Genomic DNA, 19,526 nt, shown 5'->3' with positions numbered 1-19,526 from the left:
GGGGTTGCACTCGCCTCAGCCGAAACGCCTGAGGAAGCGGACAATGCGGCCGATCCAGGGGTTGGACAGGCTGGACACGAAATAGGTACCGGCGGCGCGTTTACCAGCCTCGGAAAGGGTCGGATAGGGCAGGATGATGCCCGAGAGGTCGCTCACCGTCATGCCCTTGGCGATTGCAACCGCATAGGGCGCGATCAGATCGCCAGCCTCAGGACCGGCAATGGAGCAGCCGAGGATGGCGCCCTTGTGGCCGACAACCAGTTTCACATGACCGTCTCGCCGGCGCGTCGCGACAGCGCGGTCGTTCTCGGCAAAGGGCCAGCGCAGCACACGGGCCTTGGGATCGGTTGCGCGCGCTTCCGCTTCCGACAGTCCGATATGGGCCAGTTCGGGGTCGGTATAGGTGACGCGGGGCACGGCCGTGCGGTCGGTGCGGATGGGCCGGCGGAACAGGATGTTCTGGGCCACCAGTGAACCCTGCCAGCCGGCCACATGGGTGAAGCCTGCCTCGCCAGTGACGTCGCCAATGGCATAGACACGCTTGTTGGTGGTGCGCAGGGCCTTGTCGACGGTGACGCCACGCGGAGTGAAGGCGATGCCGGCCGCCTCCAGGCCGAGATTGTCGACATTCGCCTTGCGTCCGAGCGCCACCAGCACATGGCTCACGCCGATCGCGCCCTCCTCGCCAGCCTTGATGGCATGAACCCTTATATCGGCGCCGTCATGCTCGACGCGGCTGACCTCGCTGCCCTCGTGGATCGTGACGCCATCGGCAATCAGCCGCCGCCTGATCACATCGGTCATTTCCGCATCCTCCTTCGCCAGGATGCGGTCGCGCTCGAACACGGTCACCGCGGCGCCAAGCCTGCGGAACGCCTGGGCGAGTTCGAGGCCCACCGCTCCACCGCCGAGGACTGCGAGATGAGCCGGACATTCGGCCAGGCCGAAAATCGTCTCGTTGGTGAGGAAGGGCACGGTATCGAGGCCGTCGATGGCTGGGACTGCCGGACTGGAGCCGGTGGCGATGACGAAGCGGCGGGCGGTGACCGTCGTTCCGCCGACCTCGACCGTCTTCGGCCCGGTAAAGCGAGCCGCTCCCCGGATCACCCGGACGCCCAGCGCCGTGAATCGCGCAACCGAATCGGTTGGCGCGATGGTGGCAACGGTCTCGCGGACATGGGCCTGGACGGCGGCGAAATCGATCTGCGGAACTGTTGGTCCTATGCCGAAGGCGCGCGCTGTGCGGATGTCCTCGGCGCGCCGGGCCGCCGCGATCAGGGCCTTCGACGGTACGCAGCCGACATTCAGGCAATCGCCGCCCATCTCGCCCTTTTCGATGAGGACGACGGGCGCGCCGAGCATGGCGCAGAAGGCAGCGACGGTAAGGCCGCCCGATCCGGCGCCGATGACGCAGACGTCGACGGAAAGCGATTCGGTCACAGCTTCATCCCGGTGAGACTCATGATGCTTTGTCGACCGGTCGGGCGATCCTGTCGAGATCGTTTCATGCGCGACGGTGCGGCGAGCCTGCGACATCGCGCGCGATGGCTTAACCGGATTGTCGCCCAGCCGTGACCCATGTGTCATGTCCAAGCCGCAAGGAACTCCGGTTGTTTCATTTCGGAGCTCCCGATGCGCCCGTTGATCTTTGCCGCCGCTTTGCTTGCGGCCACTCCCGCCTTCGCCCAACAGGAATTCCCGGCGACATTGGCCGGTCATGCGCTGCTGCCGGCCAATACAATGCTGACGCCGCCAGCGGATGCGCCTGCCGATCTGCAGACCTCCGGCAAGTTCCTGGCCCCCATGGGCCGCGTCGACCAGGTGGGCACCGTGATGGGCCGTTCAGCCGGTCGCCCGACCGGTCTGTCCACGCCGTTCCGTGGCCAGCCGGTGCAGGGCCATTCCGGCATTCGCCGCATGGCGGACGGCACCTATTGGGTGCTGACCGACAATGGCTTCGGTTCCAAGGCCAATTCGCCGGATTCGATGCTCTATCTCAACCGCTACCGGATCGATTTCGACAAGGGCACGTTCGAGCGTCTCGAGACCATCTTCCTGTCGGATCCCGACAAGAAGGTGCCGTTCCGCATCGCCAACGAGGGCACCGAACGGCGCTACCTGACCGGCTCCGATTTCGACACCGAGAGCTTCCAGATCATCGGCGGCAAGATCTGGATCGGCGACGAACTTGGGCCCTTCCTCATCCGGGTCGACATGACCGGCAAGGTGGAAGCCGTGTTCGAGACCATGGTCGATGGCCAGGTCGTGCGCTCGCCCGACCATCCGGCGGTCACCACGCCGGCCCTGCCGTCGACGCCGGTGCAGTTCCGCGTGCGCCGTTCGAAGGGTTTCGAGGGCATGGCGGCTTCGCCCGATGGTCGCTTCCTCTATCCGCTGCTGGAAGGTGCCCTGGTCGACGCGGCCGGCACCGGCCTGGAGATGGTCGATGGCAAGCAGTACCTGCGCATCCTTGAATTCGATGTGCAGGCCGGCCGTTATACCGGCCGCCACTGGAAGTACGTCCTCGACGAGAACGGCCTGTCGATCGGCGATTTCAACATGATCGACGCCACGACCGGCCTGATCATCGAGCGCGACGACAATGAGGGTGTGGCCGAGCGGGCCTGCCCGGCCGGACAGCGGGCCGAGACCTGCTTCCATGCCTTGCCGCGCATCAAGCGCATCTGGAAGATCGAGATGACCGATGCGAATGCCGGCGGCGCCGTGCGCAAGATCGGCTTCATCGATCTCCTGAAGATCCGCGATCCGAACAACCGTTCGCGCGTTCCGCTGTCGGGCGGCAACTTCCAGTTCCCGTTCTTCACCATCGAGAATGTCGATGTGGTGGATGCCGATCACATCATCGTCGGCAACGACAACAACCTGCCCTTCTCGTCGAGCCGCGATCCGAACAAGGCCGACGACAACGAGATGGTGTTGCTGCGCGTGCCGGAATTCCTCCGCGCGCGGTGAGGCGAGGCATCTGAATGCGGAAAGGCCCGGCGCGACCCGGGCCTTTTTCGTTGGGGCCACTTGTCGCCTGAGGTCAGGCCCATTCTGTGCTCAGGTCTTTCCGCGTCATGTCCGCCCTTGTGGCGGGCATGCACGTCTTGATCATCTCGGACATGCAAGGACGTCGATGGCAGGCACAGGGCCTGCCATGACGATGTATCGGTCATGCCGAAAGGATGCGCTCGGCCTCAGCCCCGACCGGTCAGGACCGCCATGAACCGTCGCGCCGCCGGCTCCACCGGACCGTCATTGACGATGGTGACGTCGGGTGCACAGGGCAGCTCAACGGCGCGGGCGATACGCAGGGAAACATCGCCGTCGGTATCGCGGCCACGCCCGGCGACCCGCTCGGCGAGAACCTCCGGCGGTGCTGTGACCTCAACCACCGTCACTGTGTCGTAGCGGCCGCGCGCGGCCTCGACGATGCTGCGGGAGACGTTGCAGACGACGGTCCGGCCTTCGTAGAGCGCATGGTCGATGGCCGAGGGAATGCCGTAGTGGAGGCCGTGTGCCGTCCAGGACAGGGCGAAGCCGCCGGCTTCCGCGATAATCCGGAAGGTCGAGGCGTCGATCTCGGTATTGGCTTCCGCGGACGAAGGCGGGCGGGTGACCAGCCGGTTGGGAAACAGGATCGAGGCGTCGCCTGCGAGTTCGTCGCGAGCGCGGTCGATGAGCGTGTCCTTGCCAGCGCCGCTCGGGCCGACGACCAGCACCAGCCGACCGGGTCCGACCCGGCGCGGCGCCTGCAAAGGTCCCTCGCTTGGTCCCGCGCCGCCCATCGTCAGGAGATCCGTGCGCCAGTGCGCCAGACCTGCCGGACGATCGGCTGCTGGCCGACCATGGCCACGCGCACGAGATCGCCGCGCTTGCCGACAGCGATCTCGCCACGATCCGTCATGCCGGTGGCGCGGGCGGGTTTCAGCGTGACCGTCTGGATCGCGCCGGCGAGGCCACCCATGGCGGGGACATGGGCAATCCCGAAGGCGCCCTGAATCAGGCTGATCGGCACATAGTCGGACGAGAGGATGTCGAGCACACCGGCTTCCGCCAGTTCCACCGCCGAGACATTGCCGGAATGGGAGCCGCCGCGCACGACGTTGGGGGCGCCCATGAGCACGGAAATGCCGGCGGCGTGCGACGCGGTGGCCGCCTCCACCGTGGTGGGGAATTCGGCAATCGACACGCGGTCGGCGAGCGACTCGGTAACGTGGTCCTCCAGCGTGTCGTCGTGGCTGGCGAGCGCGATATTGCGGCCGTGGGCAAGGGCGACAAGGCCGCGCTTGTTGGGCTCGCCAATGGAGGCGGCGCGGGCGCGACGGTTGTCGAACAGCTTGTCGAGATCGTTTTCCGACAGGCCGGTCTTGCCGCGGTAATAGGTCCTGAGCTTCTCCTCGTCGCGGAACTGCCGCTGTCCCGGCGTGTGGTCCATCAGCGACATCAGGCGGACGTCGAAGCGGGCGAGATAGTCGGCGGCTTCCTCGACCACGCCTGTCGAGGGGATCTCGCAGCGCAGATGGGTATGGTGATCGGCGCGCAGAAGGCCGGTGCCCTTGGCGGTCTCGATGGCCTCGGAGAGATCCAGAAGCGCATTGGAGACCGAGAAGCGGTCATCGTCGCGGCCGACGCGCAGGCTGTCGAACACAGTGGTAATGCCGGAGGCAGCGATCTGGGCGTCATAGGCGAAAACAGCCGACAGCGGATCCCAATAGACCTTCGGGCGCGGCGCATAATGCGGTTCGAGATGATCGGTGTGCAGTTCAACCAGGCCGGGGATGAGCAGGTCGTCGCCGAGGTCGATGGCGTCCGGGCGCTGGCTCTCTTCGTCGATCTCAACGATCAGGCCATCCTCGACGACGACGGTTGCCGCCACCTCGCGGTTTGCCAGCACGACGCGGCGGGAGAACAGCGCGATGGAGCCCTTGTCGTCGGTGGCGGGGGGATTGGTGCTCATGGACGGGTCATTCCTCATGCGGCGCGGGCAGCGAAGGCCGTGACGTCTACCACGCGGGACGCGACACGTTCGCGAACGTCGTCGTCGTGGAAGATGCCGACAATGGCCGTGCCGTTCCGCTTCTTGGTTTCGATGAGATCGACGACAGCCGCGCGGTTCTTTGCGTCCAGCGAGGCGGTGGGTTCGTCGAGCAGCAGGATCGGATGGTCGGCGATGAAGCCGCGGGCGATGTTCACGCGCTGCTGTTCGCCGCCGGAGAAGGTCGCGGGCGGCAGCGACCACAGACGCTCCGGCACATTGAGCGTGGTCAGCAGGTGGCGCGCGCGGCGCTCGGCTTCGGATGGTTCGATGCCGAAGGCGGTGGCGGCTTCCGCCACAACAGCCAGCGCCGGGACGCGCGGGATCACCCGCAGGAACTGCGAGACATAGCCGATGGTGGTGCGCCTCAGCGCCAGCACCTTGCGCGGGGCGGCGCTGGCAATGTCGACGGTCTCGTCGGTCTCGGCGACGACCCGGATAGAACCCCGGTCGGTGCGGTAATTGCCATAGATCATCTTGAGGATCGACGACTTGCCGGCGCCCGAGGGGCCGCCGAGCACGACGCATTCGCCGGCCGCGACCTCCAGCGAGACGCCGGAGACGACGGGAATGGTGAGCCCGCCCTGCAGGTGCATGGTGAAGGTCTTGCCGACGTCGTGGAGCTTGAGGATGGCGGTCATCGGGTCCTCACGGCGTCAGGATCGAGGAGACGAGGAGCTGGGTATAGGGCTCTCTGGGATCGTCCAGCACCTGGTCGGTGAGGCCGGTCTCGATGGCCCGGCCGTCCTTCATGACGAGGATGCGATGCGACAGGAGGCGCGCGACCGCGAGATCATGGGTCACGACGATGGCAGCAAGTCCCAGATCGGCAACCAGACCGCGCATGAGGTCGAGCAGGCGGGCCTGCACCGAGACATCGAGGCCGCCGGTCGGTTCGTCCATGAAGACAAGACGCGGCGAGGTGACGAGGTTACGGGCGATCTGCAGACGCTGGCGCATGCCGCCGGAATAGGCGGTGGGCTTGTCGTCGATGCGTTCCGCATCGATCTCCACGCGCTCCAGCCAGGTCTCGGCCTCGTGGCGGATCTTCCCATAGTGGCGCCAGCCGACCGCCATCAGCCGCTCGCCGACATTGGCGCCAGCGGACACGCCCATGCGCAGACCGAGTTCGGCATGCTGGTGGACGAAGCCCCAGTCGGTGCGGAACAGGAAACGCCGCTCGGCTTCGGAAAGCGTGAGGATGTCCCGGGTGACGCCGTCGCGCATGGCATAGAGCACGCGGCCGGCCGAGGGTTCCAACTGGCCTGACAGGAGCTTCAGCAGTGTCGACTTGCCGGAACCGGACTCGCCGACCACCGCCAGCACTTCGCCAGCATGGATCTCGAAGCCGATGTCGCGGCAGCCGACGCGCGATCCGTAGAACTTGGAGAGATTCTCGGCGGTGAGGAGCGGGGTCTCGGTCATGCCGCCTCTCCCGCTATCACCTTCGGGGCGGTCGCCAGAAGCGGCCCCGCATGGCCCTCGGCGCGGCGCTCCTCGCAATGGTCGGTGTCGGAGCAGACGAACATCCGCCCGCCGCGATCATCCGTGATCACCTCGTCGAGATAGGTGTGGGTCGCGCCGCAGAGATCGCAGGCGTGATCGGCCTTGGAGGCTTCGAAGGGATGATCCTCGAAGTCGAGCGAGACGACGCTTGAATGCGGCGGCACGGCATAGATGCGCTTCTCGCGGCCGGCGCCGAACAATTGCAGCGCGGCGCAGTCGTCCATCTTGGGATTGTCGAATTTCGGCGTCGGCGAGGGGTCCATCACATAGCGGCCCTCAACCTTCACCGGATAGGCATAGGCGGTGGCGATATGGCCGTGGGTGGCGATGTCCTCGTAGAGCTTCACATGCATGAGCCCGTAATCTTCGAGCGCGTGCATCACCCGCGTCTCGGTCTCGCGCGGCTCGAGGAAGCGCAGCGGCTCGGGGATCGGCACCTGATAGACCAGAACCTGATCCTCGGTCAGCGTGCGCTCGGGGATACGATGGCGCGTCTGGATGACGGTCGCATCGGCGGTATGGGTGGTGGTCGCGACGCCCGAGGTCTTCTCGAAGAACTTGCGGATCGACACCGCATTGGTCGTGTCGTCGGCGCCCTGGTCGATCACCTTGAGCACGTCGTGTTGGCCGAGGATCGCGGCCGTCACCTGCACACCGCCGGTCCCCCAGCCATAGGGCATGGGCATTTCCCGCGAGGCGAAGGGGACCTGATAGCCGGGGATCGCGATGGCCTTCAGGATGGCGCGGCGGATCATCCGCTTGGTCTGCTCGTCCAGATAGGCGAAATTGTACTGCTGGGTCATTCGGCGGCGTCCTTCAGAGGTTCCGCCTGCCGCGCCTCGACGTCGCGGCGGATCTTGCGGATCAGCTCGAGCTCGGACTGGAAGTCGACATAGTGCGGCAGTTTCAGGTGCTCGACGAAGCCGGTCGCCTGCACATTGTCGGAATGCATCAGCACGAATTCCTCGTCCTGAGCCGGGGCCTTGATCTCCTCGCCGAGTTCGCGGGCGCGGAGCGACCGGTCGACCAGCGCCATGGCCATGGTCTTGCGCTCGCAATGGCCGAAGGCGAGGCCGTAGCCGCGGGTGAAGCGGGGCGCCTCGGTGGCCGAGCCCTTGAACTGGTTGACCATCTGGCATTCGGTGACGGTGATCGTGCCAAGCGGCACGGCGAAGCCGACATCTTCGGCGACGAACTCGATCTCGACCTCGCCCAGCCGGATCTCGCCGGCGAACGGGTGCGAGCGACCGAAGCCACGCTGGGTCGAATAGCCGAGCGCCAGCAGGAAGCCTTCGTCCGAGCGTGCCAGATTCTGAAGCCGCAGATCGCGATCGGCCGGCAGATTGAGGGGCGCGCGGGTAAGGTCACCGACCGGTGCATCCGCGTCGGGCAGCGGGTTGCGCTCGATCAGGTCGTCCTGTCCCAGAAGATCGGTAACGCGCGGGAAATTGTCCTGCGTTGCCGGAGCGGTGGCGGGTTCCGGAATTGGTGCGCCCGCCTCCAGCAGGAAATCGATGAGGCGGTGGGTATAGTCGAAGGTAGGGCCGAGCACCTGGCCGCCGGGCAGGTCCTTGAAGGCCGCCGAAATGCGCCGGCGCACGTCCATCTCGGCCGTGTCGAGCGGTTCGCTCGCGCCGAAACGGGGCAGGGTGGTGCGGAAGGCCCTCACAAGGAAGGCCGCTTCCACCAGGTCGCCGCGCGCCTGCTTGATGGCCAGCGCCGCCAGATCGCGATCGTAGAGCGAGCCCTCGGTCATCACGCGGTCGACCGAGAGCTGGAGCTGCTCGCGGATCTGTGCGGCTGTGAGTTCGGGGACGGAGGGATCGCCGCGCCGGGCATGAGCCATCAGCGCATGGGCATTGTCGATGGCGCGTTCGCCGCCCTTGACCGCAACATACATGGCTCAAGCCTCCCTGACGCGGGTGGTGCGGGGCAGGGCCGCGACCCCGTCGGGGCCGGCCAGCACCAGATCCACCCCGCGCGGAAACAGCGCGCGGTTGTCAGCCAGCATGGCGACAATGCCCGCGGGCAGGCCGCTGACCGAGAGGCTGCTCTCGCCCTTGATGCCGGGGCCCTGGAGGATGAGGGCCTTGCCCGAGCCGAAGCCTTCGACCTGCAGGATCAAGGTCGTCGACCGGTCCGGGTAGATGTCGGTGCCGAGCGCGAAGCCCTCCAGCGAGGTCAGACGCGCCGGATCGGCGATCAACGCGAAGGCCGCGAGACTGGGCTCGGGCGTCGTGCGGGCACCCGTGTGGAAGGTCAGATAGGCCGCGATCTCGGCAGAGGCGGCGAGGGGCGCGTCGAGAAAGACCGGCGTTTCGTAATCCGCGAGCGCGAGGGCCACGGCGGCTGCCACGGGAGACAGGGGCGTGGGTGCCTCGGCGAGGCCGGCAACCGGCTGGATCGTGCCTGGGCGTGCCAGCGCATTCATCACCGCGCGAAAGGCGGCCTGCGATTCGTGAACGGGATCGGCGAAGGCGGTTGCGATGGCCATCAGTCTTCTCCGCGGACCAGGGTAAAGAAGTCGACGCGGGTGGCGGCGGTGCGCTCGGCGGACATGGTCGTCTCGGCGGCGATCCGCGCGCGGATCGGTGCGAGCAGCGCCTCCACGGCCGGGCGATGCGCCGCGTTCTGCCAGAGCGCATCGGCGATGGCCGCGAGCCGGGCCTTCTCGGTGTCGCGCCCCAGCACATGGCCGAAGCCGACTTCGCCGGAGGTGAGCGCGACGGCCGCGCGGCTGACGGTTGTTTCGCCCAGATTGAAGGGGGCGCCGTCGCCGCCGATGCGTCCGCGCACCATGACGAGACCTATTTCCGGGGCGCGCAACGTGCGAAGCTCGGACATGGGCGCAATGTCGTCCATGGCAGCCAGTTCGACGGTCGTGGCGCGGGCCATGATCGCCATGGCGGCCTTGCGAGCGCTTTGAAGACTGGGTGATTCTGGCGTGCTGGTCATCATGGCTTGTTTATTCGTCTAGATGACTATACTTTTATGACAACACGCCTTCGGGATCAAGCCTGAAGCGCGTGACACGGGAATGACGGGGCAGCCATGCTGGCACGAGGGGGCGGGGTCACCGTCTGGCGGCAGATCGCGGAGACGCTGGAGGCCGAGATCGCCGGCGGTGGATTGCCGGCGGGCGCGAAACTGCCGACGGAAGCGCAATTGACCGAGCGCTTCGGCGTCAATCGCCACACCGTCAGGCAGGCGGTGAAATCGCTGGTCGACAAGGGACTGGTCCGCGTGACGCAGGGCTCCGGCACCTATGTCGAAGCCAAGCCGCTGACCTATCCGATCGGCGTCCGCACACGGTTCTCCGAGATCGTGGTGGGCCAAGCGCGAGATCCCGCCGGCAAGCTGCTGGGCTTTCGCGAGACCGGCGCCAGTGAGGAGATCGCGGAGGCGCTGGGATTGTCGCCGGAGGATCCGGTCGTGCTGGTCGAAAGCGGCCATTTTGCCGATGGCGTGCCGATCTCATGGGCGGTGACGGCTTTTCCACTTCCGCGCTTCGCTCGTGTGCCCGAGGTCTATGCGGCAACGGGATCGATCTCGGCCGCGCTGGCGGCTTGCGGTGTGCCGGATTATCGCCGTGCCCGCACCCATGTCGGGGCAGCCATCGCCGATGAGCGCGATGCCGAGCAGCTGGAAATCGCTGCGGGCCGGCCGGTTCTGGTGATCGAGAGCGTCAATGTCGATCCCGATGGCCTGCCGATCCAGTGGGCGCGCTCGCATTTCTCCGCGGATCGCGTGCGGATCACGGTCGGGGGATAGGGCAGAAGCGCTGAAAGCGACCTTGTGAGATTGGCAGGAACCCCACCCCAACCCTCCCCGCAACGGGGAGGGGGCTCAGCCCGCCAGCGAAGCTAGCGATTTCACCGGGAATTCGGCGTGATCATGCCGTGAGCGCATTTGGCCCCCTCCCCGCTTGCGGGGAGGGTTGGGGTGGGGCCTCCCAATGGCGTGTAGCTGATCAGCGGGCCTGTCCGGCCTCGCCGATCAGCGCAAACCGCAGGCGGCTCGACACCTGGTCGATGGCGGCGACGGTGACGAGGATCATCAGGATCAGGGCCGAGACGTGCTGGAATTCCAGCACGCGGATCTGCTCGGCGAGATGCAGGCCGATGCCGCCGGCGCCGACAATGCCGATGATGGTGGCAGACCTGGTGTTGCTCTCGAAATAGTAGAGGACCTGACTGCCGATGACCGGCAGGATCTGCGGCAGGAGCGCGAAGCGCGCAACGTGGAGGTTGTTTCCCCCTGTCGACAGGATGCCTTCGCCGGCCCTGCGGTCGGCCGTCTCGATGGCCTCGGAAAAGAGCTTACCAAAGGCGCCGAAATTGGCGGTCACCAGCGCCAGCACGCCGGCAAAGGGTCCAAGCCCCACCACGCCGACCCAGATCAGCGCCCAGATCAGTTCATCCACGCCCCTGACCGTGTCGAGGAAGCGGCGCGCCAGCACATGGACGATCCAGTTGGGGATGACGTTCTTGGCGGCGAGGAAGCCGAAGGGCAGCGCCAGGATTGCCGCCACCATCACGCCGAGAAATGCGATGGCGACGGTCTCGGCCAGGGCATGAAGGTAGATGAAGAACTTCGTCCAAGTCCCGGTGGAGGGCGGCATCATGTGCGCGATGGTGACGCCGAGCTGGCCAAGGCCGGTGATCATCCTGGTCAGCGAAAAGCCGAGTTCGATCATGCCGAAGATGAACAGGCCAAGCAATGCCAGGGTGACGGCCACGGCCTTCAGGCGGCCCGCGGAGGAGGGCGCGAAGATCGCGGGATAGCGCATGATCATCTCAGCGCGGCCAGCCAGGGCATCGGCGACCACGGGATGGTTGGGATCGGTCGCGGTGGTCATTGACGGTGCTCCAGTCCGATCAGGGCGTGGCGCACACGCTCGGTGGCAAGGTCGATGACCATGACGGTTGCGATGATCAGGACGAGAATGGCGGAGACGTCGGCATAGTAGAACTTGCGGATCGCCTCCACGAGGTCCTGGCCAATGCCGCCCGCGCCGACGAAGCCCATGACGGCGGCACCGCGCACATTGATCTCGAAGCGCAGCAGCGCATAGCTGACGAAGTTGGAGGTGACCTGGGGCAGGGCGGCAAAGCGCATGCGCTCGATCCAGGTCGCGCCGGTGGCGGTCAGGCCGTCGATCGGCTTCATGTCGATATTCTCGGCAACTTCCGCGAACTGCTTGCCGAGCGCACCGAATGTATGGATGGCAATAGCCAGCACGCCCGGCACGGGTCCAAGGCCAAAGGCGACCACGAAGATCAGCGCGAAGACGATCTCCGGCACGGTGCGGCAGAATTCGAGAACGCGCTTGGCGGCAAACCGCATCCATGAGGTGGGGGCGAGGTTGCGCGCGGCGACGAAAGCCAGGCAGAAGCCGCCGACCGCCCCCATGATCGTGCCGACATAGGCGATCAGCAGGGTCTCGGCGAGGAGCTTCATCCACTTGTCGAAGCCCCACATCCATTCGACCACGTCGACCAGCACGAAGCGGCCGGAGGCCGGGCCGTTGTCGAGGGTGAAGATGCGGCCGAGGTAGTCGGTGAAGCGGTAGAGGTTGGTGAAGAAGGTGCCGGGCCGTACCTCGGCGACAAAACCTGCGAGCAGGGTGACGGCGACCAGAATGGCGAAGCCGATCCAGACCTGCCGACGCTTGGCTGCCATCGCCTGCTCATAGGCCGCCATCAGCGGCGCAAGCTGTGCTTCGGGCAGGCGGGTGGTTGCAGCATTCATGGACGGATCAGCTCCTGCGACGCCGCATCTGGTCGACGAATTGCAGGAGTTCCTGCATCACCTGGTAATCTTCGGCATTGGCGCGGACATAGCTGGTGGCCTGACCGTCGCTGATCCGCTGGAAGGCTGCCGGATCCTTGGCGGCGGCATCGAGGAAGGCCTGTCGGATCCGTTCGCGAAGCTCCACGGGCAGGCTGCTCATGACAGCGACCGGCGAGCCCGGAATCAGGGTCGATTTCAGAATGATGCGGACATCCTCGGCCTTGACCATGTTCTTGGCGGCCATGCGCAACAGGTTGGATTCCCGCTCGGTGTTCCACCAGTTGAAGGCACCGTCGCATGTGCCCTGGATCAGGCCCATCACCGCATTCTCGTGGCTGCCGGCATAGACCACGCGGCCGAAGAACTGTTCGGGGTCAATGCCGAGCTTGTTCATCGTGAAGCGCGGCACGTTGTTGCCGGAGGCCGAATTGGGATCGACGAGGCAGATGTTGCGGCCACGCAGGTCGGTGATGGACTGGGCGGGATCGCCGGCGCGGACATAGAGGACCGAGAAATAGCCGACGGCGCCGGCTGAATTGGCGAGCGTCACCAGCGGCTCGACGCCGCCATTGGTGACGACGAGAGCGCGGGCATAGGCGGCCGGGCCGAAATGCGCGAACTGGACCTGGCCGGTGCGCAGAGCCTCGATAACGGCTGCATAATCATTGGCGATGCGCAGGGTCACGCGGACGCCGAGCTCGCGCGAGAGATAGGCGAGGAACGGTTCGAAACGGTCGGTCACGCCCCCGGCATTTTCCGAAGGCGTGACCGAGAAGACGAGCTCTGGATAGCGCTGGCGCCAGTCCTGGGCTGTGGCCATGGTGCCGGCCGCGAACAGGCAGACCAATGTCAGGAACAGACGGCGAAGCATGGCCAATGGCCTCCGGATGGGGCGGCGTCGGGAAGCCGATGCCGCCCGTCTCGATCAGGAACGCTGGCGGCGGAGCTGGTCGACGAAGGCCTGGAGGTCGACGATCGCCTTGTAGTCGGCATGGGTCGTCGGCCTGAAGCCCTGGTTCTTGCCGTCGGACCAGCGGTCGAAGGCCGCCTTGGCCTTCACAGGCGCCTCGACGAAGGCCTTGGTGATGGCAGCCTTCAGGTCGGCGGGGAGCGAGGTCAGATAGGCAACCGGCGAACCGGCGATCAGGTCGGACTTGAAGATCATCTTGAAGTCTTCGGACTTCACCATGTTCTTCGAAGCCATCCGGGCCAGGTTGGAATCCGTCTCGGAGTTCCACCAGTTGAAGGCGACATCGCAGGTGCCCTGAAGCACGGCGGTCACCGCGTTCTCGTGGCTGCCGGCATAGACGACGCGGCCGAAGAACTGATCGGGCGTTCCAATGCCGAGCTTGGACATCGCGAAGCGCGGGACATTGTTGCCCGAGGTCGAGTTGGGATCGACGAGGCAGAGGTTCTTGCCGCGCAGGTCCTCGATCCGGGTCGCCGGGTTGTTGGCGCGGACATAGGCGACCGAATAATAACCGACCGAGCCGTCCTGCAGCACTTCCACCACGAAGGGCTCGACGCCGCCCTGGGTCACACTGTGGGCGCGGACATAGGACGAGGGGCCGTAGAAGCCGATATGGATGTTGCCGGCCCGCTGGCCTTCGATGACGGCCGCATAGTCATTGGCGACGCGCAGCGTGACCTTCACGCCGAGTTCGCGGCCGAGATATTCGATGAAGGGCGTGTAGCGTTCCACAGTGCCGGACGCGTTCTCGGCCGGGATCACAGCGAAGACCAACTCCGGATAGCGGCTCTGCCAGGCGCCCTGGGCACCCGCTACGGAGGCGGCGAAGGGCAGGCCGGCGAGGCCGGTGACAATCTGGCGGCGATCGAACATGGGTTTCATCTCCGGTTGAAAAGGCGAAGGCCGGTCCCAGCCGGCCTCATGCAGGACTTGGGTCAGGCGAAGGCGGGGCTTGGCATCTGCGCGGCCGGCGCCGGCACGGGTGTGTGGCCGTCCAGCACGTCACCAGCCTCGATGCCGTAGAGGTCGCGGGCGGCATCGTCGGTCAGAGCTTCCGGCGCACCGTCGAACACGATGCGGCCCTGCGCCATTCCCACCAGCCGGTCGCAATAGGTGCGGGCAATGTCGAGCGAGTGCAGATTGCAGATGATCGTGATGCCGTAATGCTTGTTGATGCGCTGCAGCGCATCCATGACGATGCGGGTGTTGCGCGGGTCGAGCGAGGCGATCGGCTCGTCGGCGAGGATGATCTTGGGCTCCTGCACCAGGGCGCGGGCAATTGCCACGCGCTGCTGCTGGCCGCCGGAGAGGCTTTCGGCCCGCTGGGCAGCAAGGGTTGCGATGTCGAACTGTTCCAGAGCGGAGAGCGCGATGGCCCGGTCGTCGATCGACCAGAGTTTGAACAGGGCGCGTGCGGTGCCGACATGGTTCAGGCGGCCCATCAGCACATTGGTCATCACGTCGAGCCGGCCGACGAGGTTGAACTGCTGGAAGATCATGGCGCAGGACTGACGCCAGTCGCGGAGGTCCGCGCCGGTGAGCGTCGTCACGTTGCGGCCTTCGAACAGGATGCGGCCCTCGGAGGGTTCCTGCAGCCGGTTGATCATGCGCAGAAGCGTCGACTTGCCGGCGCCAGAGCGCCCGATTACGCCCACGAAGGCGCCGGGGGCCACTTCGAGAGACACGTCCTCGACCGCCGCCTTGGCGCCGAACCGTCGAGTAACGCGATCAATGGTCAGCATCGGGCCTCACCACGCACGGGATCAGGCGCCGGGAAGGGCTGCCTGTTCTCGTCTCGGCTCTAGGCGATGGCTGCTACACTTTTGTGACAATCACGACAGTGCAACCTGCGGCCAGGACGCGCGCCTTTACTGTGGATTGTCGTCTGCCTGTCGTGAATTCGTCATATGCCCAAGACTAGGGCATCTCATTCCGCAGCGAAGCCAGGCAGCAGGTCTTTTCATGAGCAATCTCGGTCTCGAACCGTCCATCCATCCGGCAGCGATCATCCGCGACAGCCGGTTCGGCGCCTATACCGAAGTCGGCGCAAGGACGGTCATTTCCGAGACCACGATGGGCGACTATTCCTACATCGTGCAGGATGGCCAGATCGACATGGCGACCATCGGCAAGTTCTGCTCGATCGCCTCCCATGTCCGGATCAATCCCGGCAACCATCCGATGGAACGGGCAAGCCAGAGCCACTTTCTCTATCGCGCATCCCGTTATTTCGATGGCGAGCCGGACGAGGCGGGCTTCTTCGACTGGCGGCGCTCCAACTGGGTGACGCTTGGCCACGACATCTGGGTCGGCCATGGCGCCGTGATCCTCGCCGGCCGGACGGTCGGAACGGGGGCGGTGGTTGCCGCTGGCGCCATCGTCACCAAGGATGTCGAGCCCTACACGATCGTTGGCGGCAATCCGGCGCGTCCGATCCGCCGCCGGTTCGACGAGGCGACGGCCGAGCGGCTGCTGCAACTGGCCTGGTGGGACTGGGATCACGAGCGGCTGCGCCGTGCGCTGCCGGATTTCCGCACGCTGTCGATCGGCGATTTTCTGGACAAGCATGAGGCCGGTGCGGCGTAAGGCCTCCTCGCGGCGGCCGCCAAACCGTGCGCCTTGATCCGGCGCAAGGCGGGCTGGATGATCGCCTGCAACATGCCTGTCTTGTTGCAGTGCAATATCGATCCGCATCTGCGTCGCCAAAGCCGGAGTGCGCGCCTTGAGCCTCTATCGTCTCGATCGCTATTTCACGCCCGGCTCCGTCGCCATTGTCGGCGCGACGGACCGAACGCGGTCCATGGGACAGGCGCTGCTGGCCAACATGCAGCGCGCCGGATTTGACGGCCGGCTCTATCCGGTCAATCCCAAGCACGACGTCCTGGCCGGGCTGAAGTCCTATCCCTCGCTGGCGGCCCTCCCGGAGACGCCGGATCTGGTGGTCCTGGCGACGCCGGCCGCAACCATCCCTGGCCTGGTCGCCGAAGCCGCCGAGCGGGGCTTTCCCGCCGCCGTTGTCATCTCGGCGCTGGAGCGCTCAACCGCCGCCAAGACCGGCGCGAAGATGAATGCCATCGCGCGCGCCCATGGCATGCGCATCGTCGGTCCCAACTGCTTCGGGGTGATCGCGCCGCATGGCAAGGTGGATGCGAGCTTTGCCTCCCGTGGGGCCCGGCCTGGACCGCTCGCCTTCATCTCCCAGTCGGGCGCCATTGCCGCGACCCTGCTGGAATGGGCTGAGCGCCGGCAGATCGGCTTTTCCGGCGTGGTGACGCTTGGCGACCAGCTCGATGTCGATCTCGGCGACTGCGTCGACTATTTCGCCGCGGATTACCGCACGCGTGCGATCCTGCTCTATGTCGAGGCGGTTACCGATGTGCGCAAGTTCATGGCCTCGGTCAGGGCCGCCGCCCGCTCCAAGCCGGTGGTGGTGCTGAAATCCGGCCGCCATGCCGCCGCCGCCACCGCCGCGCGATCCCATACCGGTGCGCTCGCCGGCGCCGATGATGTCTATGCTGCGGCCTTCCGCCGTGCGGGCCTGGTGCGGGCCCGCGATCTCGACGAACTGATCGCCGCGGCCGAGACGCTGTCGCGCTTCAACCTGTTCCATGGCGACCGGCTCGGGATCGTGACCAATGGCGGCGGCCTCGGCGTGCTCGCCGTCGACAGCCTGATGGATCTCTCCGGCAAGCTTGCGACGCTCTCGGCCGACACCGTCTCGCTGCTCGACAAGACCATGCCGGCGACCTGGTCCAGGGCCAATCCGATCGACATCATCGGCGACGCCGATGCGGCTCGCTATGCGTCGGCCATGGAGGCCGCCCTCGACGATCCCCATATCGATGCGGTTCTGGTGATGAACTGTCCGACGGCCCTGCTGCCGAGCCGAGAAGCAGCAGAGGCCGTCGTCGAGGTCGTGACCAAGCGGCGCAAGCGGGGCGACCGGGTCAAGCCGGTCCTGTCGGTCTGGCTGGGCGACCAGGAGGAAGCGACCGGCATCTTCGCCAAGGCCGGCCTGCCGAGCTACCCGACAGAGGCGGAAGCGACCCGCGGCTTCATGCATATGGTGGAATACCGGCGCGGCCAGGATGCGCTGATGGAGACGCCGGAGACGGCGGATATCGTTTCCCCGGACGATCTCGCGGAGCTGCGCGCCGCGATCAGCGCCGAAGTGAAGGCCAAGCGCCGCTGGCTCGACCCGATCCTGGTCGATCGCATCTTGCGCGCCTATGGCATTCCGACCGTGCCGATCGCCGCCGCGACGACGCCGGAAGAGGCCGGTGCGGCCGCCGAGGCGTTCCTCGCCATCGGCAAGGGCGTGGCGGTGAAGATCCTGTCGCCCGACATCACCCACAAGTCCGATGTCGGTGGCGTCCGGCTCGGGCTCACCAGCAAGGCGCAGGTGGAAGAGGTGACGCGGGACATGCTGACCCGCATCCCGAAGCTCAGCCCGAATGCGCGGATCGACGGGGTCATGATCCAGCCGACCATCCTCCGGCCCGGTGCGATCGAGCTGATCGCGGGTCTTGCCGATGATCCGACCTTCGGCTCGGTCATGCTGTTCGGCCGTGGCGGCAAGGCCGTCGAGCTGATCAAGGATCGCGCGCTGGCGCTGCCGCCGCTCGACATGCGGATTGCCCGCGACATGATCGCCCGCACCCGCATCGCCAAGCAGATGGCGGGCTATCGCGACGTGCCGCCGGTTGACGGCGCCAAGGTGGCGGAAGTGCTGGTGCGCCTGTCGCAACTGGCCGCCGACCTGCCGGAGATCGCGGAGATCGACATCAACCCGCTGCTCGCCGATCAATCCGGTGTGCTGGCGCTGGATGCGCGGATCGCCGTCGGTGCGCCGCGCGCCAAGGGTCTGGTTGCCGGTGGCCATCCCCGCTTCGCCATCCGTCCCTATCCGAAGGAATGGGAGCGGCTGGTGGAGACCGAGCAGGGCTTCCATTTCAAGGTGCGCCCGGTCCGGCCGGAGGACGAGGACATGTTCCGCACGTTCCTCGAGCGCGTCCATCCCAACGATATCCGCCAGCGGTTCTTCTCGCCGATCAAGGAGTTCAGCCACGCCTTCGTCGCCAAGCTCTGCCAGATCGACTATGCGCGCTCGATGGTGCTGGTGGCGCTTGCCGCCGACAGCGAGGAAATGCTCGGCGCGGTGAGGCTCCATTCGGACCCCGACAACGACCTGGCCGAATATGCCGCCTTCGTGCGCTCCGACCTGCAGGGCAAGGGGCTGGGCCTCACACTCATGAAGTTGATCATCGATTACGGCCGGACCCAGGGCACCAAGCGCATCTACGGGCAGATCCTCAACGAGAACGTCAAGATGCTGGCGCTGGCCCGCGAGCTAGGCTTCAAGGTGGCGACGGATCCCGACGACAGCTCGCTGCAGAAGGCCGTTCTGACGCTCTGACGGCGTGCGATGCACGCCCTGCGCGCTTGCCAAAGCACAGGTCGGGGCGCCTTCTGGCCAGGCGGTGTGCCATGCACATCCCAGCGGCCAGGGAGCCCATGATGGACGAGCGATTGACGGCTCTGGTCGACAAGATCAAGGCGTTGGAGGCCGAACTGGAGGTGGAGAGCGCGCGCCACTTCGCCGAGATGCAGCTGGCGCTTCAGGAACACACCGAGGAGTTCCGCCAGGAGCTCAAGGCCCGTCAGCGCGCCCTGAAGCGCTCGACGCTCCGTTACATCGTTGGCGCCCATCCCCTGATGATCATCACCGCGCCGGTGATCTATGCGCTGATCATCGCCTTCGTGATCCTCGACCTCGGCGTGACGATCTACCAGGCGATCTGCTTTCCGGTCTATGGCATCGCCAAGGTCCGGCGCTCCGACTACCTCGTCTTCGACCGGTCGCGCCTGCCCTATCTCAACCTGATCGAAAAGGTGAACTGCGCCTATTGCAGCTATGGCAATGGGGTGATCGCCTATGCCCGCGAGATCGCCGCCCGTACGGAACAATATTGGTGCCCGATCAAGCATGCGCGCCGCGTGCTCGGGGCTCATGCGCGCTATCAGGACTTTGTCGACTACGGCGATGGCGAGGCTTTTCGCCGGGACCTCGCCACCTTGCAGAAGCGGCTGGCCGAGGTGCCGGGTCCTTGAAGGCGGGCGGGCGGGCGCGGTGACCGCCAAGCTTTCTCGAACCGGCTGTATCGTTCTCCGATACATGGGTTTTGCGTAGCAGATCTGATCTTCCATGGAATGCGG

The 19,526-nt window shown here is 66.0% G+C and carries 19 protein-coding genes; 5 read left to right on the top strand and 14 right to left on the bottom strand.

Features of this window, described 5'->3' with window-relative positions; all coding sequences use genetic code 11:
* Positions 1-15: 15 nt before the first annotated feature.
* Complete coding sequence (locus E8L99_RS01040) at positions 16-1,440, bottom strand: dihydrolipoyl dehydrogenase family protein (RefSeq protein ID WP_252511218.1); 1,425 nt, start codon at positions 1,438-1,440, stop codon at positions 16-18.
* A 192-nt stretch (positions 1,441-1,632) separates the two neighbouring features.
* Here E8L99_RS01040 and E8L99_RS01035 point away from each other — a divergent pair, with 192 nt between their 5' ends.
* Entirely contained in the window at positions 1,633-2,973 is a 1,341-nt protein-coding gene (locus E8L99_RS01035) for an esterase-like activity of phytase family protein (protein WP_210421788.1), read from the top strand.
* Positions 2,974-3,200: 227 nt separating this feature from the next.
* Here the strand turns inward: E8L99_RS01035 and phnN are convergent, their stop codons facing one another.
* From phnN to phnG, 8 genes are read right to left on the bottom strand one after another with little or no spacing between them, the layout of a single operon-like run.
* Positions 3,201-3,761: a phosphonate metabolism protein/1,5-bisphosphokinase (PRPP-forming) PhnN gene (gene phnN, locus E8L99_RS01030; RefSeq protein ID WP_252511217.1), complete on the bottom strand. Its 561-nt coding sequence runs from the start codon at positions 3,759-3,761 to the stop codon at positions 3,201-3,203.
* 32 nt (positions 3,762-3,793) lie between these two features.
* Entirely contained in the window at positions 3,794-4,963 is a 1,170-nt protein-coding gene (locus tag E8L99_RS01025; protein WP_137097807.1) for an alpha-D-ribose 1-methylphosphonate 5-triphosphate diphosphatase, read from the bottom strand.
* Positions 4,964-4,977: 14 nt separating this feature from the next.
* On the bottom strand, positions 4,978-5,682 hold the full coding sequence (gene phnL / locus E8L99_RS01020; protein WP_137097806.1) for a phosphonate C-P lyase system protein PhnL: 705 nt from the start codon (positions 5,680-5,682) through the stop codon (positions 4,978-4,980).
* Between the two features lie 7 nt (positions 5,683-5,689).
* On the bottom strand, positions 5,690-6,466 hold the full coding sequence (gene phnK, locus E8L99_RS01015) for a phosphonate C-P lyase system protein PhnK (protein ID WP_137097805.1): 777 nt from the start codon (positions 6,464-6,466) through the stop codon (positions 5,690-5,692).
* Positions 6,463-7,350: an alpha-D-ribose 1-methylphosphonate 5-phosphate C-P-lyase PhnJ gene (locus E8L99_RS01010; protein ID WP_137097804.1), complete on the bottom strand. Its 888-nt coding sequence runs from the start codon at positions 7,348-7,350 to the stop codon at positions 6,463-6,465. Before E8L99_RS01010 ends, phnK begins: the two co-directional genes overlap by 4 nt.
* Positions 7,347-8,447, bottom strand: a complete 1,101-nt coding sequence (locus E8L99_RS01005) for a carbon-phosphorus lyase complex subunit PhnI (RefSeq protein ID WP_137097803.1) — start codon at positions 8,445-8,447, stop codon at positions 7,347-7,349. The genes E8L99_RS01010 and E8L99_RS01005 overlap by 4 nt, the downstream gene beginning before the upstream one ends.
* A 3-nt stretch (positions 8,448-8,450) precedes the next feature.
* Positions 8,451-9,041, bottom strand: a complete 591-nt coding sequence (gene phnH / locus E8L99_RS01000) for a phosphonate C-P lyase system protein PhnH (protein ID WP_137097802.1) — start codon at positions 9,039-9,041, stop codon at positions 8,451-8,453.
* Complete coding sequence (gene phnG, locus E8L99_RS00995; protein WP_137101886.1) at positions 9,041-9,502, bottom strand: phosphonate C-P lyase system protein PhnG; 462 nt, start codon at positions 9,500-9,502, stop codon at positions 9,041-9,043. Before phnG ends, phnH begins: the two co-directional genes overlap by 1 nt.
* A 96-nt stretch (positions 9,503-9,598) precedes the next feature.
* Here phnG and phnF point away from each other — a divergent pair, with 96 nt between their 5' ends.
* Positions 9,599-10,318, top strand: a complete 720-nt coding sequence (gene phnF / locus E8L99_RS00990; RefSeq protein WP_137097801.1) for a phosphonate metabolism transcriptional regulator PhnF — start codon at positions 9,599-9,601, stop codon at positions 10,316-10,318.
* 199 nt (positions 10,319-10,517) lie between these two features.
* Here phnF and phnE (E8L99_RS00985) read toward each other — a convergent pair whose 3' ends face one another.
* From phnE (E8L99_RS00985) to phnC, 5 genes are all read right to left on the bottom strand, one after another.
* A complete protein-coding gene (gene phnE, locus E8L99_RS00985; protein ID WP_391527463.1) occupies positions 10,518-11,405 on the bottom strand; it encodes a phosphonate ABC transporter, permease protein PhnE in 888 nt (295 codons plus the stop codon).
* Positions 11,402-12,298: a phosphonate ABC transporter, permease protein PhnE gene (gene phnE, locus E8L99_RS00980; protein WP_137097800.1), complete on the bottom strand. Its 897-nt coding sequence runs from the start codon at positions 12,296-12,298 to the stop codon at positions 11,402-11,404. Before phnE (E8L99_RS00980) ends, phnE (E8L99_RS00985) begins: the two co-directional genes overlap by 4 nt.
* A 7-nt stretch (positions 12,299-12,305) precedes the next feature.
* Entirely contained in the window at positions 12,306-13,211 is a 906-nt protein-coding gene (gene phnD, locus E8L99_RS00975; RefSeq protein ID WP_137097799.1) for a phosphonate ABC transporter substrate-binding protein, read from the bottom strand.
* A gap of 54 nt (positions 13,212-13,265) precedes the next feature.
* Positions 13,266-14,183 carry a phosphonate ABC transporter substrate-binding protein gene (phnD, locus tag E8L99_RS00970; protein ID WP_137097798.1) on the bottom strand — a complete coding sequence of 306 codons (918 nt, stop codon included), beginning with the start codon at positions 14,181-14,183 and terminating at the stop codon, positions 13,266-13,268.
* Positions 14,184-14,245: 62 nt separating this feature from the next.
* Positions 14,246-15,052: a phosphonate ABC transporter ATP-binding protein gene (gene phnC, locus E8L99_RS00965; RefSeq protein WP_137097797.1), complete on the bottom strand. Its 807-nt coding sequence runs from the start codon at positions 15,050-15,052 to the stop codon at positions 14,246-14,248.
* A gap of 220 nt (positions 15,053-15,272) precedes the next feature.
* On the opposite strand from phnC, the gene E8L99_RS00960 reads away from it, so the two are divergent.
* From E8L99_RS00960 to E8L99_RS00950, 3 genes are all read left to right on the top strand, one after another.
* Positions 15,273-15,896 (top strand): LbetaH domain-containing protein, encoded by a 624-nt coding sequence (locus E8L99_RS00960; protein WP_137097796.1) that lies wholly within the window; start codon positions 15,273-15,275, stop codon positions 15,894-15,896.
* Positions 15,897-16,023: 127 nt separating this feature from the next.
* On the top strand, positions 16,024-18,726 hold the full coding sequence (locus E8L99_RS00955) for a bifunctional acetate--CoA ligase family protein/GNAT family N-acetyltransferase (protein WP_315862564.1): 2,703 nt from the start codon (positions 16,024-16,026) through the stop codon (positions 18,724-18,726).
* Positions 18,727-18,797: 71 nt separating this feature from the next.
* A complete protein-coding gene (locus E8L99_RS00950; protein ID WP_252511216.1) occupies positions 18,798-19,421 on the top strand; it encodes a hypothetical protein in 624 nt (207 codons plus the stop codon).
* The last annotated feature ends 105 nt before the right edge of the window (positions 19,422-19,526 follow it).

The sequence above is a fragment of the Phreatobacter aquaticus genome, from assembly GCF_005160265.1.
In the GTDB taxonomy this organism is placed as follows: domain Bacteria; phylum Pseudomonadota; class Alphaproteobacteria; order Rhizobiales; family Phreatobacteraceae; genus Phreatobacter; species Phreatobacter aquaticus.
Note: the sequence above shows the minus strand (reverse complement) of the source record. Positions and strands in the feature narration are given on the sequence as shown.

Coding starts and splice junctions, on each gene's coding strand:
- E8L99_RS01005 (WP_137097803.1), bottom strand. CDS start 8,447: ATGTATGTTGCGGTCAAGGGCGGCGAACGCGCCATCGACAATGCCCAT.
- phnF (WP_137097801.1), top strand. CDS start 9,599: ATGCTGGCACGAGGGGGCGGGGTCACCGTCTGGCGGCAGATCGCGGAG.
- phnD (WP_137097798.1), bottom strand. CDS start 14,183: ATGTTCGATCGCCGCCAGATTGTCACCGGCCTCGCCGGCCTGCCCTTC.
- E8L99_RS00960 (WP_137097796.1), top strand. CDS start 15,273: ATGAGCAATCTCGGTCTCGAACCGTCCATCCATCCGGCAGCGATCATC.
- E8L99_RS01035 (WP_210421788.1), top strand. CDS start 1,633: ATGCGCCCGTTGATCTTTGCCGCCGCTTTGCTTGCGGCCACTCCCGCC.
- E8L99_RS01010 (WP_137097804.1), bottom strand. CDS start 7,350: ATGACCCAGCAGTACAATTTCGCCTATCTGGACGAGCAGACCAAGCGG.
- E8L99_RS01025 (WP_137097807.1), bottom strand. CDS start 4,963: ATGAGCACCAATCCCCCCGCCACCGACGACAAGGGCTCCATCGCGCTG.
- phnH (WP_137097802.1), bottom strand. CDS start 9,041: ATGGCCATCGCAACCGCCTTCGCCGATCCCGTTCACGAATCGCAGGCC.
- phnK (WP_137097805.1), bottom strand. CDS start 6,466: ATGACCGAGACCCCGCTCCTCACCGCCGAGAATCTCTCCAAGTTCTAC.
- phnC (WP_137097797.1), bottom strand. CDS start 15,052: ATGCTGACCATTGATCGCGTTACTCGACGGTTCGGCGCCAAGGCGGCG.
- phnE (WP_391527463.1), bottom strand. CDS start 11,405: ATGACCACCGCGACCGATCCCAACCATCCCGTGGTCGCCGATGCCCTG.
- phnE (WP_137097800.1), bottom strand. CDS start 12,298: ATGAATGCTGCAACCACCCGCCTGCCCGAAGCACAGCTTGCGCCGCTG.
- phnD (WP_137097799.1), bottom strand. CDS start 13,211: ATGCTTCGCCGTCTGTTCCTGACATTGGTCTGCCTGTTCGCGGCCGGC.
- phnL (WP_137097806.1), bottom strand. CDS start 5,682: ATGACCGCCATCCTCAAGCTCCACGACGTCGGCAAGACCTTCACCATG.
- E8L99_RS00950 (WP_252511216.1), top strand. CDS start 18,798: ATGCACATCCCAGCGGCCAGGGAGCCCATGATGGACGAGCGATTGACG.
- phnG (WP_137101886.1), bottom strand. CDS start 9,502: ATGACCAGCACGCCAGAATCACCCAGTCTTCAAAGCGCTCGCAAGGCC.